Annotated in this window: 22 protein-coding genes; all 22 read right to left on the bottom strand. The window is 61.8% G+C overall.

The genetic code is table 11. From position 1 onward, the window contains the following. Nucleotides 1-180: 180 nt before the first annotated feature. On the bottom strand, nucleotides 181-834 hold the full coding sequence (locus tag LK459_RS11585) for a DUF7341 domain-containing protein (protein WP_227923498.1): 654 nt from the start codon (nucleotides 832-834) through the stop codon (nucleotides 181-183). Beyond that, nucleotides 831-1784, bottom strand: coding sequence for a hypothetical protein (locus tag LK459_RS11580; protein ID WP_227923496.1), 954 nt, complete (start codon nucleotides 1782-1784; stop codon nucleotides 831-833). The genes LK459_RS11585 and LK459_RS11580 overlap by 4 nt, the downstream gene beginning before the upstream one ends. A 62-nt stretch (nucleotides 1785-1846) precedes the next feature. Further along, a complete protein-coding gene (locus tag LK459_RS11575; RefSeq protein ID WP_227923494.1) occupies nucleotides 1847-2059 on the bottom strand; it encodes a hypothetical protein in 213 nt (70 codons plus the stop codon). Beyond that, nucleotides 2056-2256, bottom strand: a complete 201-nt coding sequence (locus tag LK459_RS11570) for a hypothetical protein (RefSeq protein WP_227923492.1) — start codon at nucleotides 2254-2256, stop codon at nucleotides 2056-2058. Before LK459_RS11570 ends, LK459_RS11575 begins: the two co-directional genes overlap by 4 nt. Further along, complete coding sequence (locus LK459_RS11565) at nucleotides 2249-2635, bottom strand: hypothetical protein (protein ID WP_227923490.1); 387 nt, start codon at nucleotides 2633-2635, stop codon at nucleotides 2249-2251. The genes LK459_RS11570 and LK459_RS11565 overlap by 8 nt, the downstream gene beginning before the upstream one ends. Then, complete coding sequence (locus tag LK459_RS11560; RefSeq protein ID WP_227923489.1) at nucleotides 2632-4254, bottom strand: DnaB-like helicase C-terminal domain-containing protein; 1623 nt, start codon at nucleotides 4252-4254, stop codon at nucleotides 2632-2634. The genes LK459_RS11565 and LK459_RS11560 overlap by 4 nt, the downstream gene beginning before the upstream one ends. Then, nucleotides 4251-4745 carry a hypothetical protein gene (locus LK459_RS11555; protein ID WP_227923487.1) on the bottom strand — a complete coding sequence of 165 codons (495 nt, stop codon included), beginning with the start codon at nucleotides 4743-4745 and terminating at the stop codon, nucleotides 4251-4253. The genes LK459_RS11560 and LK459_RS11555 overlap by 4 nt, the downstream gene beginning before the upstream one ends. Continuing rightward, nucleotides 4739-5482 carry a hypothetical protein gene (locus LK459_RS11550; protein WP_227923486.1) on the bottom strand — a complete coding sequence of 248 codons (744 nt, stop codon included), beginning with the start codon at nucleotides 5480-5482 and terminating at the stop codon, nucleotides 4739-4741. Before LK459_RS11550 ends, LK459_RS11555 begins: the two co-directional genes overlap by 7 nt. Before the next feature lie 441 nt (nucleotides 5483-5923). Beyond that, nucleotides 5924-6721 carry an adenine nucleotide alpha hydrolase family protein gene (locus tag LK459_RS11545; RefSeq protein WP_227923485.1) on the bottom strand — a complete coding sequence of 266 codons (798 nt, stop codon included), beginning with the start codon at nucleotides 6719-6721 and terminating at the stop codon, nucleotides 5924-5926. Between the two features lie 45 nt (nucleotides 6722-6766). Next, entirely contained in the window at nucleotides 6767-7108 is a 342-nt protein-coding gene (locus LK459_RS11540) for a DUF3310 domain-containing protein (protein ID WP_227923483.1), read from the bottom strand. Between the two features lie 79 nt (nucleotides 7109-7187). Continuing rightward, on the bottom strand, nucleotides 7188-7685 hold the full coding sequence (locus tag LK459_RS11535) for a hypothetical protein (RefSeq protein WP_227923482.1): 498 nt from the start codon (nucleotides 7683-7685) through the stop codon (nucleotides 7188-7190). 4 nt (nucleotides 7686-7689) lie between these two features. Further along, nucleotides 7690-7866 carry a hypothetical protein gene (locus LK459_RS11530; RefSeq protein ID WP_227923480.1) on the bottom strand — a complete coding sequence of 59 codons (177 nt, stop codon included), beginning with the start codon at nucleotides 7864-7866 and terminating at the stop codon, nucleotides 7690-7692. Continuing rightward, nucleotides 7863-8204: a hypothetical protein gene (locus LK459_RS11525; RefSeq protein ID WP_227923479.1), complete on the bottom strand. Its 342-nt coding sequence runs from the start codon at nucleotides 8202-8204 to the stop codon at nucleotides 7863-7865. Before LK459_RS11525 ends, LK459_RS11530 begins: the two co-directional genes overlap by 4 nt. Before the next feature lie 267 nt (nucleotides 8205-8471). Then, entirely contained in the window at nucleotides 8472-9848 is a 1377-nt protein-coding gene (locus LK459_RS11520) for an IS1380-like element ISGbr1 family transposase (protein ID WP_064862420.1), read from the bottom strand. An 83-nt stretch (nucleotides 9849-9931) separates the two neighbouring features. After that, nucleotides 9932-10231: a hypothetical protein gene (locus tag LK459_RS11515; RefSeq protein WP_227923477.1), complete on the bottom strand. Its 300-nt coding sequence runs from the start codon at nucleotides 10229-10231 to the stop codon at nucleotides 9932-9934. Next, the gene (locus LK459_RS11510; RefSeq protein WP_227923475.1) at nucleotides 10228-10533 is read right to left on the bottom strand and encodes a hypothetical protein; all 306 of its coding nucleotides are present in this window, start codon (nucleotides 10531-10533) and stop codon (nucleotides 10228-10230) included. Before LK459_RS11510 ends, LK459_RS11515 begins: the two co-directional genes overlap by 4 nt. Continuing rightward, complete coding sequence (locus LK459_RS11505) at nucleotides 10530-10979, bottom strand: hypothetical protein (RefSeq protein ID WP_227923473.1); 450 nt, start codon at nucleotides 10977-10979, stop codon at nucleotides 10530-10532. Before LK459_RS11505 ends, LK459_RS11510 begins: the two co-directional genes overlap by 4 nt. A 250-nt stretch (nucleotides 10980-11229) precedes the next feature. Continuing rightward, a complete protein-coding gene (locus tag LK459_RS11500) occupies nucleotides 11230-11793 on the bottom strand; it encodes a hypothetical protein (protein WP_227923471.1) in 564 nt (187 codons plus the stop codon). A gap of 80 nt (nucleotides 11794-11873) precedes the next feature. Continuing rightward, nucleotides 11874-12686, bottom strand: coding sequence for a lambda exonuclease family protein (locus LK459_RS11495; RefSeq protein WP_227923469.1), 813 nt, complete (start codon nucleotides 12684-12686; stop codon nucleotides 11874-11876). Then, complete coding sequence (locus LK459_RS11490) at nucleotides 12683-12880, bottom strand: hypothetical protein (protein WP_227923468.1); 198 nt, start codon at nucleotides 12878-12880, stop codon at nucleotides 12683-12685. Before LK459_RS11490 ends, LK459_RS11495 begins: the two co-directional genes overlap by 4 nt. Then, nucleotides 12877-13002, bottom strand: a complete 126-nt coding sequence (locus tag LK459_RS23170) for a hypothetical protein (RefSeq protein WP_265416866.1) — start codon at nucleotides 13000-13002, stop codon at nucleotides 12877-12879. The genes LK459_RS11490 and LK459_RS23170 overlap by 4 nt, the downstream gene beginning before the upstream one ends. Further along, nucleotides 12999-13304 carry a WhiB family transcriptional regulator gene (locus LK459_RS11485; RefSeq protein WP_227923466.1) on the bottom strand — a complete coding sequence of 102 codons (306 nt, stop codon included), beginning with the start codon at nucleotides 13302-13304 and terminating at the stop codon, nucleotides 12999-13001. Before LK459_RS11485 ends, LK459_RS23170 begins: the two co-directional genes overlap by 4 nt. Nucleotides 13305-13439 lie beyond the last annotated feature (135 nt).

Raw genomic sequence — 13439 nt, 5'->3', positions numbered from 1 at the left:
GAATGAGGGGAAGTGTGTGGATGCACGTCGACCCCGCAACCGTGTGGACAGTGCGGGGTCGATGGCGGACAACGTTCCGGTATCCGGTCCGTCGTGTTTTGGGCATAGTCGCCCTACGTGGGTGACTGTATCAGGTTTTGCGCAGTTCGTTGGTGGACACGTCTTCTTCGAGCCAGATCTTCATGCGAGTTCCTTTCGTTCGCATCCGATGACTTCGGCTAGGAAGTTGAGGTGGTCTTTGTCCCACCATGTGTTGCAGGCGATGCAGCGGCAGCCTGCGGTGGTGAGTTGGAGTGCGGTTTGTCTTACCCAGTCTCCTCCTGAGTCGGGTCTTCTGACGGTTTGGGTGCCGCAGTTGGGGCATGGTGCAACTATGTCGAGGCGGCGTTGGTTTTCGCCGTCGAGGAGTGTTTCGCCTTTGCCGATTTCGGAGGCGAGTTTTTTGTTCGCTTTGGTGAGCCAGGGTGTGTCGTCGGGTCCGAATGCGTGTTGGGAGAGTTCGTCGAGTCGGGTGACGGTGCCGCCTGAGCTGTGGGGCGTCCAGGCTTGGGCGAGGTTGTCGATGCGGTTGCGCCAGTCGATGCCGTCGATCCATAGGGGTGGGCGTGATCCGCCTTCGCCTTTGCCTTTGGGTGAGCTGGTGTCGCCTATGTCGGTGCTGATTTGGGTGTAGAGGCTTGGTTGGCTGGTGTGGCTGGTTCCGGCGCAGGAGCAGTCGGGTCGGTGTGCGGGGTTGGTGCAGTGGTGGATTTCGATCCAGCGGATGCCGATGAGTTGTTGGATGTGGTTGTCGAAGGTGTTGTGGGCGTCGTGGAATGCGATGTCGTCGCTCATTCGTCGTCCTCCTGGTACTCGCGTTCGCCGTAGTAGGTGCGGGTTGTTGGTACGAGTTGTTCCATCGCCCAGTTCGCCAGGTCGCAGATGAGTTCTGCTGCATCGGAATCCTTCTCGTCGTAGAAGTGCCCGATCTCACCCGTCCCTCCGCCGTCCCACATGATCGCAAGGATGGGGCTTGATCCGTCTCCAGGCTTTGACCCGGCTGGCCACCAGACGCCGAATTGTCCTCCGTCATTGCCCTTCATCCAGCCTTTTGCGCGTACGGCGAGGTCGGCGTCGACGTCACGCGCACCCCCCACCTCCTTGGTGATTTCGTGAGGTGTCAGCCGCTCGATTACTTGAGCCGCCTCGTCTGCCAACGTTTCCGCGGTGTGGTCGCCAGTAGCGTACTCAGGTTTGATTCCCGAGTATCCAGGCTCTCCTGGTTGATATTCCTGGTACCCGAGAGCCTTTGCGAGGGTGTCGTGTATCTGGGCGTCTGTATCAGAGTAAGCCTTGCTTAGCTGCTTCACTGTGGCCTTGAGATCTGCCACCTCCACACGCCTAGAGCGCATCCGTCGCAGAATGTCCCGCACATCCGCAGCAGCCCCGGCGAAATCTGCGATGACCTGGATCTCGCCATCCAGCCGCTTCACCTCAGCCTCTGCAGCGTCGCGCGCATCCCGCAACTCCATGTATCCACCTGTGTCGTCATCGCCGGATGCCACCACCTTGCCGTCCACTTCCAGCCGCCACTCGCCATGCCGTGCACGGAAGTAGAATCGATCCCCTCCAGCAGTCACGCCAGCGAGCTGTGTCGGACACGACCCGTATGCGGTCGCGCGTGGATCGCGGGCTTGAAAGATGCCGCGCATGTCCGCCAGGTCGATAGGCTCACCCGCCGCGTGCTTGCGGTTGAGATCAGCTTGCTTACGCAGAGCTTCATCGCTGTAGTAGCTGTCGCTCATGGGTGGCCGGGGCTGACGTCGGGGTCGATGTAGCGATGTGACCCGGTTGACGATTCTCTCGTTCATGCTGCTCCGACTCGTTGTAGGTGGTGGCGGTATCGGCGGGCGCGGACGGGTGGTCTGCCGTGGGTGTACCAGCCGCAGTCGCATCGGGTGATGTCGGCGCACACGGTGGGCTGGTGGGCGAGGCGGGCGGCGATGCGGGCGGGTTGTTCGGTCCACCACTGGTTGGTGTCGGCTGTGGCGTCGTGGCTGCGGGTTGTCATCTGCGTCATGGCATCTCCTCGAATTCGAGTGTGATCGGCGCGAACTCGACGAATGCCCGTACCCGCTCCCAACGATCCGAGTCGGTCAGGGTGTCGTCGTTGAGGACGGCGAGGATGGTGGCGCACACATGACGGACGCCGGCTCGGAATCCGGCAGCTTCGAGTGCTTGCGCTTCTTCGAGGGCGGAGTTGAGGGGGTCAGTCATTGGTGTGCTCCTGGTTCGCTTTGATGGAATCCCAATCGCCCCAACCCGCATCACATAGCAGTCGGAGCATGTCATCGAGAGGTAATACCGCCAGGTGCAGCGGTGGCCGACCGCCAATGCCGCGGCGCTTCACCACCAACAACCCATGATCTGCGCGGGCCTCGAGCCGTTGCTCCTCGAGCTCGGCCAACCAATCCCGCCACTCGGGCGTCTTCTGGTCCTTGCACTGTGCGATGAGCCCGGGCGCGAGGTGGATGTCGCCTTGATCTTCCTTGCGGCCTGGGCGTGTGCGTTCCGCGAAAGGGAATCCGGACCGGCGAGCGATAGCGAGAATGTCGCGTTCATACTGGTCTCCTCGACGCTTCTGAAGGTTAGTCACTGTGGGTCTCCTCCGATTCGGGCGTAGTGCGGACGCCAGGGCACTGTCACGGTGCACATACGTCCCGTCCTGTTCTTGGCAACAATGAGTTCGACCTCGCCCGTTGGTGATCCGTCGGGCAGTTCGGGGTGGTGGAGCAGAATTGCTACGTCGCAGTCCTGTTCGAGCGCGCCGGACTCGCGAAGATCAGACAGCTCTGGGCGACGCTTGTCTTTGGCGTTGCCGCGGTTGAGCTGACAGGCGGAGATCATTGCCACATCAAGTTCACCTGCCAACACTTTGACCTCGCGCGAGATGTCGGTGAGCGCTTTTTGCCGGTCGGGGTTGCTGGATTTGAGGAGCTGCATGTAGTCGAGGGCCACGAAGTCGAGTCCGCTGTCTACTTTGCGTTTGCGGGCTTCGGATGCAATGCGGGACATCGTGAGAGCCGAGCGGTCGCTGATGTACAGCTCGGCTTTCTTGAGCGTGTCGGTGGTGTCCCACACCATCGCCATGTCTTCCCGCTTGAAGCGTTTTCGGGCGATGTCACGCTGCTCCACCTTCGCTTCCGACGAGATGATGCGGGACGTGACTTCGACTCCGCCCATCTCTACCGAGTACAGCAGTCCGGTGCGGCCACGCATGGCCGCGTACGACGCGAAGTTGATGAGCCCGAGTGATTTTCCCGATCCAGGACGTCCGGCGATGAGGTAGGACCGGCCTGCGTGAAATCCTCCTGCTAGAACTTCGTTGAGTTCTGGCCACGGCGTCGGCATGATCCGACCGGCACCCGCGTCGGAGGGCGTCTCTATCCACTCCCACCACTTATCGAGCCACTGGGACAATGGCTGCGGGCCGGTGTCGTCTGTGGGTGTGATCCTGGCGAGCGTGGCGCGGATGTGGTCGATACCCGCAGCGAGTTCCATCGTGCGTGCATCGTTCACTGCCCGTTCGACGGCTGCGAGTGCGAGGGTTTGGGTGGCGGTGTCGAGTGGGGTGAAGTCACTGACTGTGTGGCCGGCACAGATGTGATCGGCAGCGTCTTTGCCTGCGCGTGGTGCGACGATCTCGACTGTTGCGTGGGGGGACAGTAGTTCGGCGACCTGGTTTGCGTGAGCTGCACCGGGGGCATCCATGTCTTGGACGATGACGACGTGTTTGCCGTGCAGTGGTGTGAGGTCGAACAGGTGGGCCTTGCCGGCTCCCATTGCGGTACAGGTGGCGGTGACGCCTTCGTCCTCTAGCGTGAGGACGTCGTGTTCACCTTCGACGAAGTACACGGTTTCGGCATCCCCGAGCCGGTCGGCGTGAAAGAGTGCGGTCCCTTTGGTGTTTCCTGATTGGCGGAACTTTTTGTCTGGGCTGCGGTGAACGATTCTTCCGTCGCCGTATCGGTATTCGGAGCCTTTGGGGTTGTCGAACAGATCGTTGATGGATAGGCCGATGCGATCGAGGACGTCGAACTTGTCGTCGGCGAATGAGGTGAAGACGGTGCGGCCTTCGGTGGGGTTGTACAGGATGCTGATAGATCGGTCAGCTGGCGAGTGGCCTGGGGCTTGTGCTGCGGCTCGGTTGCCGCGTTCGTCGACGTGGCATCCGGTGTCTCGGAGTGCGGTGAGCATTCGTTGGTAGGAGTTCATTCGCTGCCTCCGTTCCACCAGGGGACGTAGCGGCGTTCAACGATGGCGTCGGCGAGTTCGTCGAGGCGCGGTTGCACCCATCGGTTGAGGTGTTCGATCAGGTATGCCTTCTCCTGGCATCTCGGCGTTGATTCAGGGATAGCGATTACTGGCTCTGAGATGCCGCTGTAGCTCTCAATGGCCCCGCTGTAGGGGTTCTGTACCCCATAGCGCAAAATCCAGTCCTGAGCGTGCTCACGTGATGACCAGACAGGTTGTGATTCGCAGTAGGCGATCACGTCGCCTGGCATGAGCGGGAAGGCTCGCTGGGTTCGGTAGTGCTCGTACGCCGCCTGCTCGGCCTCGTGAGGCCAGACATGGCCGTGAAACAGGGTTGCCCACGCCTGCCGGCGAGCGTCCTGGACTTCCTGCGTCGCGGGCATCATGCGCTGATCCAGGTTCGCCGCGATCTTCAGGACTGATCGGGCAACGGATTCGTAGTCGATCACCACGTGATCCCTCCTGCCGCCTTGCTGCCGGGCAGTGGATCATCGAGCCATCCGTCGCGGTTTAGCCACCCTTCGGGGTACTTGGTGAACTCGTCGCGGCGGTTGGGGTCGCTGGCGTAACGGCGTGCGCCGTCGATGAGTTGCGTGTCGGTCGCACGCTTACGGGCTCGGCGCCATGCTTCGAGGGCTTTGCGCTTGCCGGCCTTGCGTGGGTAGTGCTGCCACCACTCCTCGAACGCCTTCGGGTAGACGGCTGCGAGTTCGGTCGGAGAATCGCTTGACGCGTCAGCGTCGAGCAAGTCTTTTTCTTTAGTCGCTTTAGCGACTGGGTTATAGGTATTGGGTACTGGGTTCCCGGTTTGCTTCGCTTTTGCTTCGGTTTCCGCGTGTGGTTCCGAAGCAAAAGCGGAAGCACTTGCTTCGTTTTTGCTTCGACGTCTGGACTCGCCGGACTTGACTCCACCCATGCGACCAGCGTCGGAACGCTTCTTGCGCCGATTCTCCATGTCCTCTTTCGACAGTTGCCTTTCGTCCCACTGGTGGAAGCAAAATCCGGACCTGTTCTTGGACCAAAGTCCGGCCGAAACGAGCCGGTTCGCAAGTTCTGCGCCACCGAGCGCTGCCACCATTTCGGTGGGCACAAAGCCCCCGTTCATCTGCTTCTGACACCATGCCCCAGCGCGTACCCACAACCCCATTGCTTCGTTGCCGGCGGCAAGAGTCTTCGGATGGAATGTCATGTCGTCATCGACTACAAACCAAGGCACTATCCACGCTCCCCGTGCTCGAATCTGAAGAACACGGCCCACCGGGCTTCGATACGGGAGCGGAACCGGCATCCGGCGTATCGCGTCTCGAGGGCGCATTGAGTACCATCACTCATGGCTGAACCTGCCTTTCTGTAGAGGAGGTTCGGTCTGTGGTCGGGGTGTTTCCGGCACCTCGGCCACCCTCCATTCTACCTGGTGAATCATCGTTTTCTGTTTGTACTGCAACGGTTTTCGTGCCCCTCGCGCAGTCGCAGCACACGCGGCCCCATGCGTTCATGCGGCGGTTGCAGTGGGGGCAGCGCGGTCCGGTCCACGTCATGGCCTCGGGGTTGGCCTGGTGGTGCGGCAGCTTGGCTGGCATCGGTGAGGCTGCCGGCAGTGCGCGGCCGCTGTCCTTCGCGGGTTTGGTTGTCATGATGCTTCGTTTGGTTCGTCGACAAAGCATCCGCATCCGCCGAAGTCGTAGGGGTCGAATATGGCTGGTTGTTGTTCGATTTCTTCGCGGAATCGGCGGAGTGTGAGGGGTGTGGGTTCGCCGTTGGTGGTGCGTTTGAGGATGGCAACGTCTTTGCCGAGGTGGTTTCGGAGGTCTTGTTCCTGGGCTTCGGCGTAGGCGTAGACGTCGGGGCGCGTGCGTAGGACGAGTTCCCACTGGGCTTGTCCGGCGCGTACGCACGCGCCCTGGCAGTTTGAGTGCGGAAACCCTTCTGCGTACGCCTTCGGAGGGGTGAGTCCTTCGTTCTCGGCGAGGGTAATCATGTCGTCTTTGCTCATGTATGGGGGTTCGGTGAGTGGTGCTTTGGCGGTGAATGGTTTGTAGGCGTTGACGATTGCGGGGAGTCGGTGTGATTCGGTCCAGTCGATGCCGACGTAAACGACTGTCTCTGCCGGGTCGCAGTTTGTGTCGAGCCACTCGCGGCATGGTTTCTGCTTCAAATATTTTGAGCAGTTGGCGAGTCGGGAGTTGCCGAGGAATTGGTCTTTTTTGAAGACTTCCCAGATGGTCATGCCGGCGTTGAGAGTGACGAGCTGGGCGCCGAGTCGGTTTGCTGCGTCCTGGATGAATCGGTAGGTGTCTGCGTCTTCTCCGACGTGCGGCGACGGGTGATCTCCTCCTACGTCAGCGAAGAGGAGGGTGACGTTTTCGGCGCCGTGTTGCTGGACTACTTTCTGTGCGGTGGCCCAGGACCCGATGCCGCCGCTGAACATATGATGATGTGTCTGGTCATCCGATTTCCTTGCCTGTGTCCTGCATCAAGGTCGGGGTCGGGGTGTTGGCGGTGGTCGATAGCCCCGTCGCATCGTTTTGTTGCCGCAATCGGGACAGACGCGCATTCCGAACCAGTCGGGGTCGCAGCGGGTGCAGTGGCAGCCGGGGCGGGCATCTGCGAGGTAGCGTCGCCGGATCTCGCGGTCGATGTACCAGCGGGCCTTTTCGAGATCCTCGATGGCGTTGCCTTTGAGGTCGGCGCGCCAGATGTACTTGACGGCGTTACCGAGGCAGAACCCCATGTGTTCGGTGATCTGGACGCATTCGATGCCGCTAGGGTGCTCGGTGTAGTGCTTCGGATGGTTGACCGAATTGTGTTGCGCCATCACGCACCGTCCTTGTCGAGTGGTTGCATCGCGCGCTCAGGGGCAGGGTGGGCGGTCATGAGGCGGAGGTATGAGCGGCTCACCCCTCACCCCCGGCGTCGATGATGCGGCGGATGGTGGCATGGAATCCGCGCAGTCGAGCCACCTCGTGCTGATCCCATCCTTGGAGTGCGACCTGCTCGGGCATGGCGTCGCACTCGGGGTCGTCGTCGTCCCAGCCTTGGAGGATTCCCCACAGCCACGCGAGGTCGCGACCGGTACCCCAGTCACGAGCGGAGAAGACGAGCGTGTCGGCAAGTGACTGCAATGCTTCCCGCACCTGCCGCAGTGTCTCGTCCTGCCGGTCGATGGTGGCCTGCTGCTGCTCAATCACGGCCAGGAGGGCTGTGATTGCGCGTTGCCCCGCCATGCACGCATCGGAAACGATCAGGTCGGTATCGCGGTTGGGATTGGCGGGGATGGACATTCGCCATCGGCTGCGGACGTTGGCCGCCACTTCGCCGATCTCTTCGGCCGCCTTGTCGAGCCGCGCCAACGCTTCCTGCGCTTCGCGGATGGTGGTGTCGTTGTCGGTCATGAGGTCACCGTCCGTTGCCGTAGCCGTTGCCGTTGCCGTAGCCGTCGCCGTTGCCGTAGCCGTAGCCGTCGCCGTCGCCGTAGCCGTAGCCGTCGCCGTCGCCGTAGCCGTCGCCGTCGCCGTAGCCGTAGCCGTAGGTCGTCTGAGAAGACTCTCCTAGCGACGCGGCTAACGCGGTCACCACTTCGACTCGTCTACATCGAGGCGGGCCACGACGGTCAACTCATGGAAACGCACCGTCCCAGCGGGTTTCAGTTCCGTGTTCACTGTCGGCCCCGAGAGTGCAAGCTGGCCGAGTCCCTCAGTTGTTCCCCAACGCTGTATGTTCTGCGCGTCGCTGAGCGTGAACTCGTCGCCATGCTTGCTCAGGTCTCCGATGAAAACCCAGCCGCGCTGCAAGATGACGATGGACTTGGACGATTCGACCTTTGGTCCTGCTTCGGACGCGGGGATGTAGTCGACGCCGTTGAGAGTGATGGTGTTGTTGGACATGATGTTTCCTTCTGTTGTGTCGGTCATGGTGTGCTCCTGTCGAGGATGTGGATGGTGTCGCAGGGTGATTGCTGCTCGCACGAGGCGCATTCCTTCGCGCAGACGTCGCACAGCTTGGAGCAGTCACAGCAGGGTTCAGTCTTAGCCTCGATCCACCGATCGGCTTTTTGATGTCTCGTGAAATGTGTTGTGTATGTTCGGGGTGGCGGTGGGCGTGGGTGAGTCGCCGATCTCTGGTGTCGGCGTGTTTCACTGGGTTTCGTGTCGGGGCCGGTTCTGGCCGATGGTTAGGGGTCAGGCTGAGTGTTGTCGTTTGATCGTGTTGTTGAACAACAGGTTCCACTCGCGTTCCCACGGCCATCGGGCGGGTAGATGCATCGTGATGCGCCGCGCTGAGGACGCGATTCGAGCGGGTATGCAGATCAGGGTGCGTCGGATGGTGGAGGTAGTCGCCTTCGCCAGACGCTGTCCACCGAGACAGGCTGCGGCGCGGGTCAGGTTGAACGCGATGACCGCACACACCAGCCATGCGGCGTTCGCGCAGAACTTTCCCGAGGGCAGATGCGCCAATGCGGAGGCTTTGAGGTCGGCGTGGACTTGCTCGATGATCGCATGACCGCGGTGAGTCTTGTCGGCGGTCACGGTGTCCAGGTCGCTGGTGGTGAAGAACGCATGAAACCGCCACACGTCGAACAAGCCGTCTCCCTCGGCTGCGAAGTCAGGGATACGGCGCACCACCAGCCGTCCGGATACCTGCAGGCGCTTGGCTTTGGAGGTGAACGCGGTGAACGGTACTTCGGCGACCTCGGCCCGCGAGACCCACTGGCCGCTGTCTTCGTCGAAGACGGCGTCGGTGTACTCGATCGGCGTCCATGCATCTGCCGGTACCTCGCTGATCGCTGCTCGGACGTGGGAATCCTGACGCACGGTGACCGACACCTGCGCACCGGCCCGGAGCGCGGTGGTGATCGCGCGATGGCCGTAGAACGCTGAATCCGCTCGCAGCAGTATCGGTCCCGACGCATCGGACGACCGTAGCCGCCGCACGGTGGCCAGGGTGTCGGCGATCAACCGATGCGCCCCGCGCGCGGAGTTACACGCCCCTTTGCGCAGGCGTTGAGCGGCGATCACCGGCGCACCGTCACCACAGGTGAGGGTGGTGATCGCCGAGTTCAGCCCACGCACTCGGGTGTAGCCGAATCCGACGCCCTGCTTGGCCGGGCCGTGGACCTCGATGATCGAGTCGTCGATATCGATCATCACCGGCCCGTCGATCCCCGCCAGCACCGGAGTATGGCGAGCCAGTCCCGCCAACAGCCGGGTGGCGATCGCATCGGCTTGGCGGACATGCCCGAACCGGAACTCGCGAAGAAACGATCCCAACGTCGACGGGGCGTAAGGATGGTCGAACACCTTGCCCATCGCGCCGTGTCGCAACACGGCCATGTCGTCGATGCTGTCGGCGCCCGCCACCATCCCCGCCACCAGGGAAAACATTTTCCGATCCGGATGGGCGCCCTTGTCGGTGGGCACGCTCAGATGCTCGCGGGCCAACTCCGACAGGCTGGCGCGTTCGGCCAGCGCCATCACCGGCACCACCCCCGCAGCGGCGAGGAGATTCGGATCGTCACAGGATGCAGACCGGACCGGGTGAGTGTGAGACAATCGCATCTACGACATGCCCTCCTGTGTGTGTGGATGGAACCCTAGAGAAGTCCCATTCTGTCACTCAGACAGGGCATTTCGTTTATCCCTCACCGACCGATCACAAGCAAATCGGTGGATCGAGGCTTAGGCTGATGCTCTGCCCGCACTTCGGCGAGGGTGGCGAGGGCGGCGTCACGCTCGGCCCGAACCCCCTTCAGCTTCTCGCGTGTGGACTCCAGCGACCTGTGGATTCGCGCGGCGCTGGAGTCGCTGTCCTCAATCACAGTCTCTGTCTCACTCATCTCGGCCAGTACCCCGCGTGCGAAGTCGACGGTGATGGTGAGCAACGTAGCGTCGTCGGCAAGAGCTTCAAGCACATCGCGCTGTAGCTCGTCGCGGGCGCTCATCGGGTGGCCTCTGCGGCGTTGGCGGCGGCGAGAAGTGCAGCGGCGTATCGACGGGCTTCCTTGACCGAGCGGAAGAAGGCTCCGTCGTCATGTTCCTCAATGACGCCCAGCCCCAAGATCGGCTGACGGCCCACGTAGAGCCCGTAGTAGTCCACCTCGTCCTGTGTCGGCAACTCCACGACCTCGAAACCGTTGGCGCGCAGGGCATCGAGAATCTCCCGCGACTGCCCGAGCAACCGGGTAACCGGGTCGGGTCCGTCGTCGATCGCTTCGGCAATTGTGTTGACGATCCGTGCGCTCATGCCTTGTCGCCCCCGTCTGCGAGGAGACCGGCAGCGAGGAGTGCGCGGGCGTTGGTGCGGTAGTCATTTCGTAGAGCCTCAGAACGCACCTCCCACTCTTCCGGGGGGAACTTGCCTTGTTCGTCGCTGTCGTGGATCGCCCGCGCCGCCCTCTCCACGAGCGCGTCGACGGACGCCTTCTCGGCCTGGGCGGCTTCGAGACGGTCGGCGGATTCACGAAGGGTCTCCGCAACGACATTGCGCTGATTGCCAGGCGATCCGGACAGCGACCGCGCGTGGGCCACGATCGCGTCCGCTGCCCACCGCAGATGCACGGGATTGGCGGCATCCGGCGTCGGCAGCACGTCACGCTCCCGTTTCAGCCGACCCACCTCGACCTCCGCAGCCTCCAACGCCGCACGCAGAGAACGCACCTCAGCCTCATCCGTGCCATCCACGTCAGCCACAGCACGCACATCCGCGGAAAACCCATCGAAGAACGCATCCAAACGGGTGAACACTTCATTCCACGTCTTCGCAGTCATGCCACCATCTCCTGTCGAATTGACCTCTGCTCACGAACATTCGGGGCGTCCTTCCACGCCAACGCCTCCAACTCATCACGAGTGCGGAACACTTCAATCCACCTACGCGGTCGCCGCATCGACAGATTCAGTCCCACCGCAGGCTCTTTCGCCATGCACACATAGACGATGCTCACTGGTCGACCTCCCGTAGCTCAGCCTCACGCGCGGAGACTGACTCGAGTAGCGCCGCAACACGTTCAGGCTCCGCGTCGGCGTACTTGGCGAGGTAGTCGCGGGCCTGCGCACACTGCTCCAACGAGGACGTGGGAATCTTCGCGTCGAACGAGACGGGAATCTTCGACGGGGCATCAGGTAGCGGCTCGACGTGATGCCTCTTCCGTTTGCCGCGAGTCTCTGTCAACGCCAGATCCAACGGCTTGTCGATGTGACTCAGCGCCGAAATGCGAATACCGCCGACAGCTTGACCGCCCCACTTCACTGTCTGGTCGTTGAACAACGTCATGCGCCGGCCGATGTAGTTGGATGCGTCCGGCCCCCATGCCGCAACGAGTACGCGGCGCATCGACTTGCAGGGACGGTATGCGCGTCCGGGGAACTCGACGAGCTCGATGTTCACGGGCTGGTCCGCGGTGCCCTTGTTGACGCCGGAGATGGTGACCGTTCTCGATGTGCCGGTGAGGTCGTCTGCGTTGACCTGCGTCGAGTCGGCTTCGATTGTGCTGGTGATGTCCATGTCAGGATGCCCTTCTAGACTGCTGTGCGATCCGTTGTTCTTTGGCGGCGATCCGACGCCGGTGAGATCGAGTCGCCGTCTCATATGACAATCTCCGGGTCGATGTCGACGCGTTCAGTCATGGGCAGGCCAGCCGTGTCTTCTTCGTAGACTCGTTGCTGCTCTTGGGCGTTGGCCTCGAACATGCGGACGGCCTTGATGATTGCGTCGAACCATTTCGGATCGGGGAAGACACGTTTCACCCACAGCGCCATGCCGTCTCGGTAGCTGACGTAGTCGATCCATTTGCGTCCCGAGACGAGTAGTCCGCATTGGAGTTGTGGCATGTGCTCGGCGGGGACTACTCCCGATAGCACTGCTTTGACCTGGTTCTTCGGTGTACGTGACTTGACCTCGATGAGTCCGTCGTCGCCGACCAAGCCATCTGGCGAGAATCCGAGTCGCGTTCCCCACTTGTCCTCGACCATGAACCCAACCTCACGCACGGGGGCGTAGCACTCGGAGTACTTGGCACGGGCGATCGGTTCGTCGCAGATGCCACGTTCCATAGCGAAGGTGGGGCAGTTGTCCTCGACGCGTTTGGTGATACGTTCGGAGACGAGCAGGTGAGTGAGGTCGCGTGAGGTCTCGTTGTTCGCTGCTTCGATGATGACGGTGTTTGACTTCCTGGCCTCGGCTGCGCGTTCGGGATGGGGTGCTTTCAGTTCGGTGGTGCGTTTCCCTTTGCAGGGTGTTTGCGCTGGCACGTCACATGCGGGGCAGTCGAAGTCGATTGCAGAGAGTCGTCGGGTCGTGATCAGTTGCCCGACTGTAGATGCGGTGACGATGCCTCGTCTGGCTTCGTACCACTCAGGGGTTCTCTGCTCGAGCTTGTCGTAGGTTCTGAGTGTCATTGGTGGTCCTCCTGCGCGCAGTCGGTGCAGAAGTTGTCGACGCTCGTGTCACCAACCGCGAGGCCGATGCCGCACCCCACGCACGTGTCGTTGTGATGGACCGCGATCAGGCCGCGGCAGTGTGCGCATTGGCTGACGATGAGGTAGCTGTATTCGCAGCGTCGGTCTTCGAGGATGTCGCTGAGGTATGTCATTGGTTGCTCTCCTGGTTCCTGGTCCATCGGTCGTAGTCGCCGTCAATCCAGTCCTTGTGGTCTTTGTCGTCGTAGTCGCGGCTGGATGGGTGACCGTCGTAGCCGACGTCATAAGCGGTCATGCCGCAGCCTCCTTCGCCCGCTGACGCAACACCTTGCGTCGCTGCGTCGACGTCAACCCGCCATAGATGCCGAACTTTTCGCCACGATCCAAAGCCCACTCCAAACACTCCTGCCGCACCGGACATGCCGCGCACACCCGTTTCGCCAGAGCAACATTCGCCCTGGACTCGTGAGCGTCCGGGAAAAACAGTTCAGGGTCAGCCTGCGAACATGGGGCGTCAGCAATCCACTCCGGCAACTTGGGCATCGCTTCAAAGATCGCCGTGTAGTTGATCTGCCTACACATGCCCGTCGCCTGCAACGCCGGATTCTGTTGGGGTGTCGACCTTCTGCCTACTCGGGTCTGCGCAACCCGAGCGCCACCCACACGCTGACCACCAGGATCACCATGCTGCGGACGAACCGCCGTCGTATAGAACGCCGTGATGAAATCGCT

This window comes from Gordonia otitidis, from assembly GCF_020735545.1.
GTDB classification, from domain to species: Bacteria; Actinomycetota; Actinomycetes; order Mycobacteriales; family Mycobacteriaceae; genus Gordonia; species Gordonia otitidis.
The sequence above is the reverse complement of the archived record's forward strand: the minus strand, read 5'-3'. Positions and strand labels throughout refer to the sequence as shown.

Coding starts and splice junctions, on each gene's coding strand:
- LK459_RS11585 (WP_227923498.1), bottom strand. CDS start 834: ATGAGCGACGACATCGCATTCCACGACGCCCACAACACCTTCGACAAC.
- LK459_RS11580 (WP_227923496.1), bottom strand. CDS start 1,784: ATGAGCGACAGCTACTACAGCGATGAAGCTCTGCGTAAGCAAGCTGAT.
- LK459_RS11575 (WP_227923494.1), bottom strand. CDS start 2,059: ATGACGCAGATGACAACCCGCAGCCACGACGCCACAGCCGACACCAAC.
- LK459_RS11570 (WP_227923492.1), bottom strand. CDS start 2,256: ATGACTGACCCCCTCAACTCCGCCCTCGAAGAAGCGCAAGCACTCGAA.
- LK459_RS11560 (WP_227923489.1), bottom strand. CDS start 4,254: ATGAACTCCTACCAACGAATGCTCACCGCACTCCGAGACACCGGATGC.
- LK459_RS11550 (WP_227923486.1), bottom strand. CDS start 5,482: ATGACATTCCATCCGAAGACTCTTGCCGCCGGCAACGAAGCAATGGGG.
- LK459_RS11545 (WP_227923485.1), bottom strand. CDS start 6,721: ATGTTCAGCGGCGGCATCGGGTCCTGGGCCACCGCACAGAAAGTAGTC.
- LK459_RS11540 (WP_227923483.1), bottom strand. CDS start 7,108: ATGGCGCAACACAATTCGGTCAACCATCCGAAGCACTACACCGAGCAC.
- LK459_RS11535 (WP_227923482.1), bottom strand. CDS start 7,685: ATGACCGACAACGACACCACCATCCGCGAAGCGCAGGAAGCGTTGGCG.
- LK459_RS11525 (WP_227923479.1), bottom strand. CDS start 8,204: ATGACCGACACAACAGAAGGAAACATCATGTCCAACAACACCATCACT.
- LK459_RS11520 (WP_064862420.1), bottom strand. CDS start 9,848: ATGCGATTGTCTCACACTCACCCGGTCCGGTCTGCATCCTGTGACGAT.
- LK459_RS11515 (WP_227923477.1), bottom strand. CDS start 10,231: ATGAGCGCCCGCGACGAGCTACAGCGCGATGTGCTTGAAGCTCTTGCC.
- LK459_RS11510 (WP_227923475.1), bottom strand. CDS start 10,533: ATGAGCGCACGGATCGTCAACACAATTGCCGAAGCGATCGACGACGGA.
- LK459_RS11500 (WP_227923471.1), bottom strand. CDS start 11,793: ATGGACATCACCAGCACAATCGAAGCCGACTCGACGCAGGTCAACGCA.
- LK459_RS11495 (WP_227923469.1), bottom strand. CDS start 12,686: ATGACACTCAGAACCTACGACAAGCTCGAGCAGAGAACCCCTGAGTGG.
- LK459_RS11490 (WP_227923468.1), bottom strand. CDS start 12,880: ATGACATACCTCAGCGACATCCTCGAAGACCGACGCTGCGAATACAGC.
- LK459_RS23170 (WP_265416866.1), bottom strand. CDS start 13,002: ATGACCGCTTATGACGTCGGCTACGACGGTCACCCATCCAGCCGCGAC.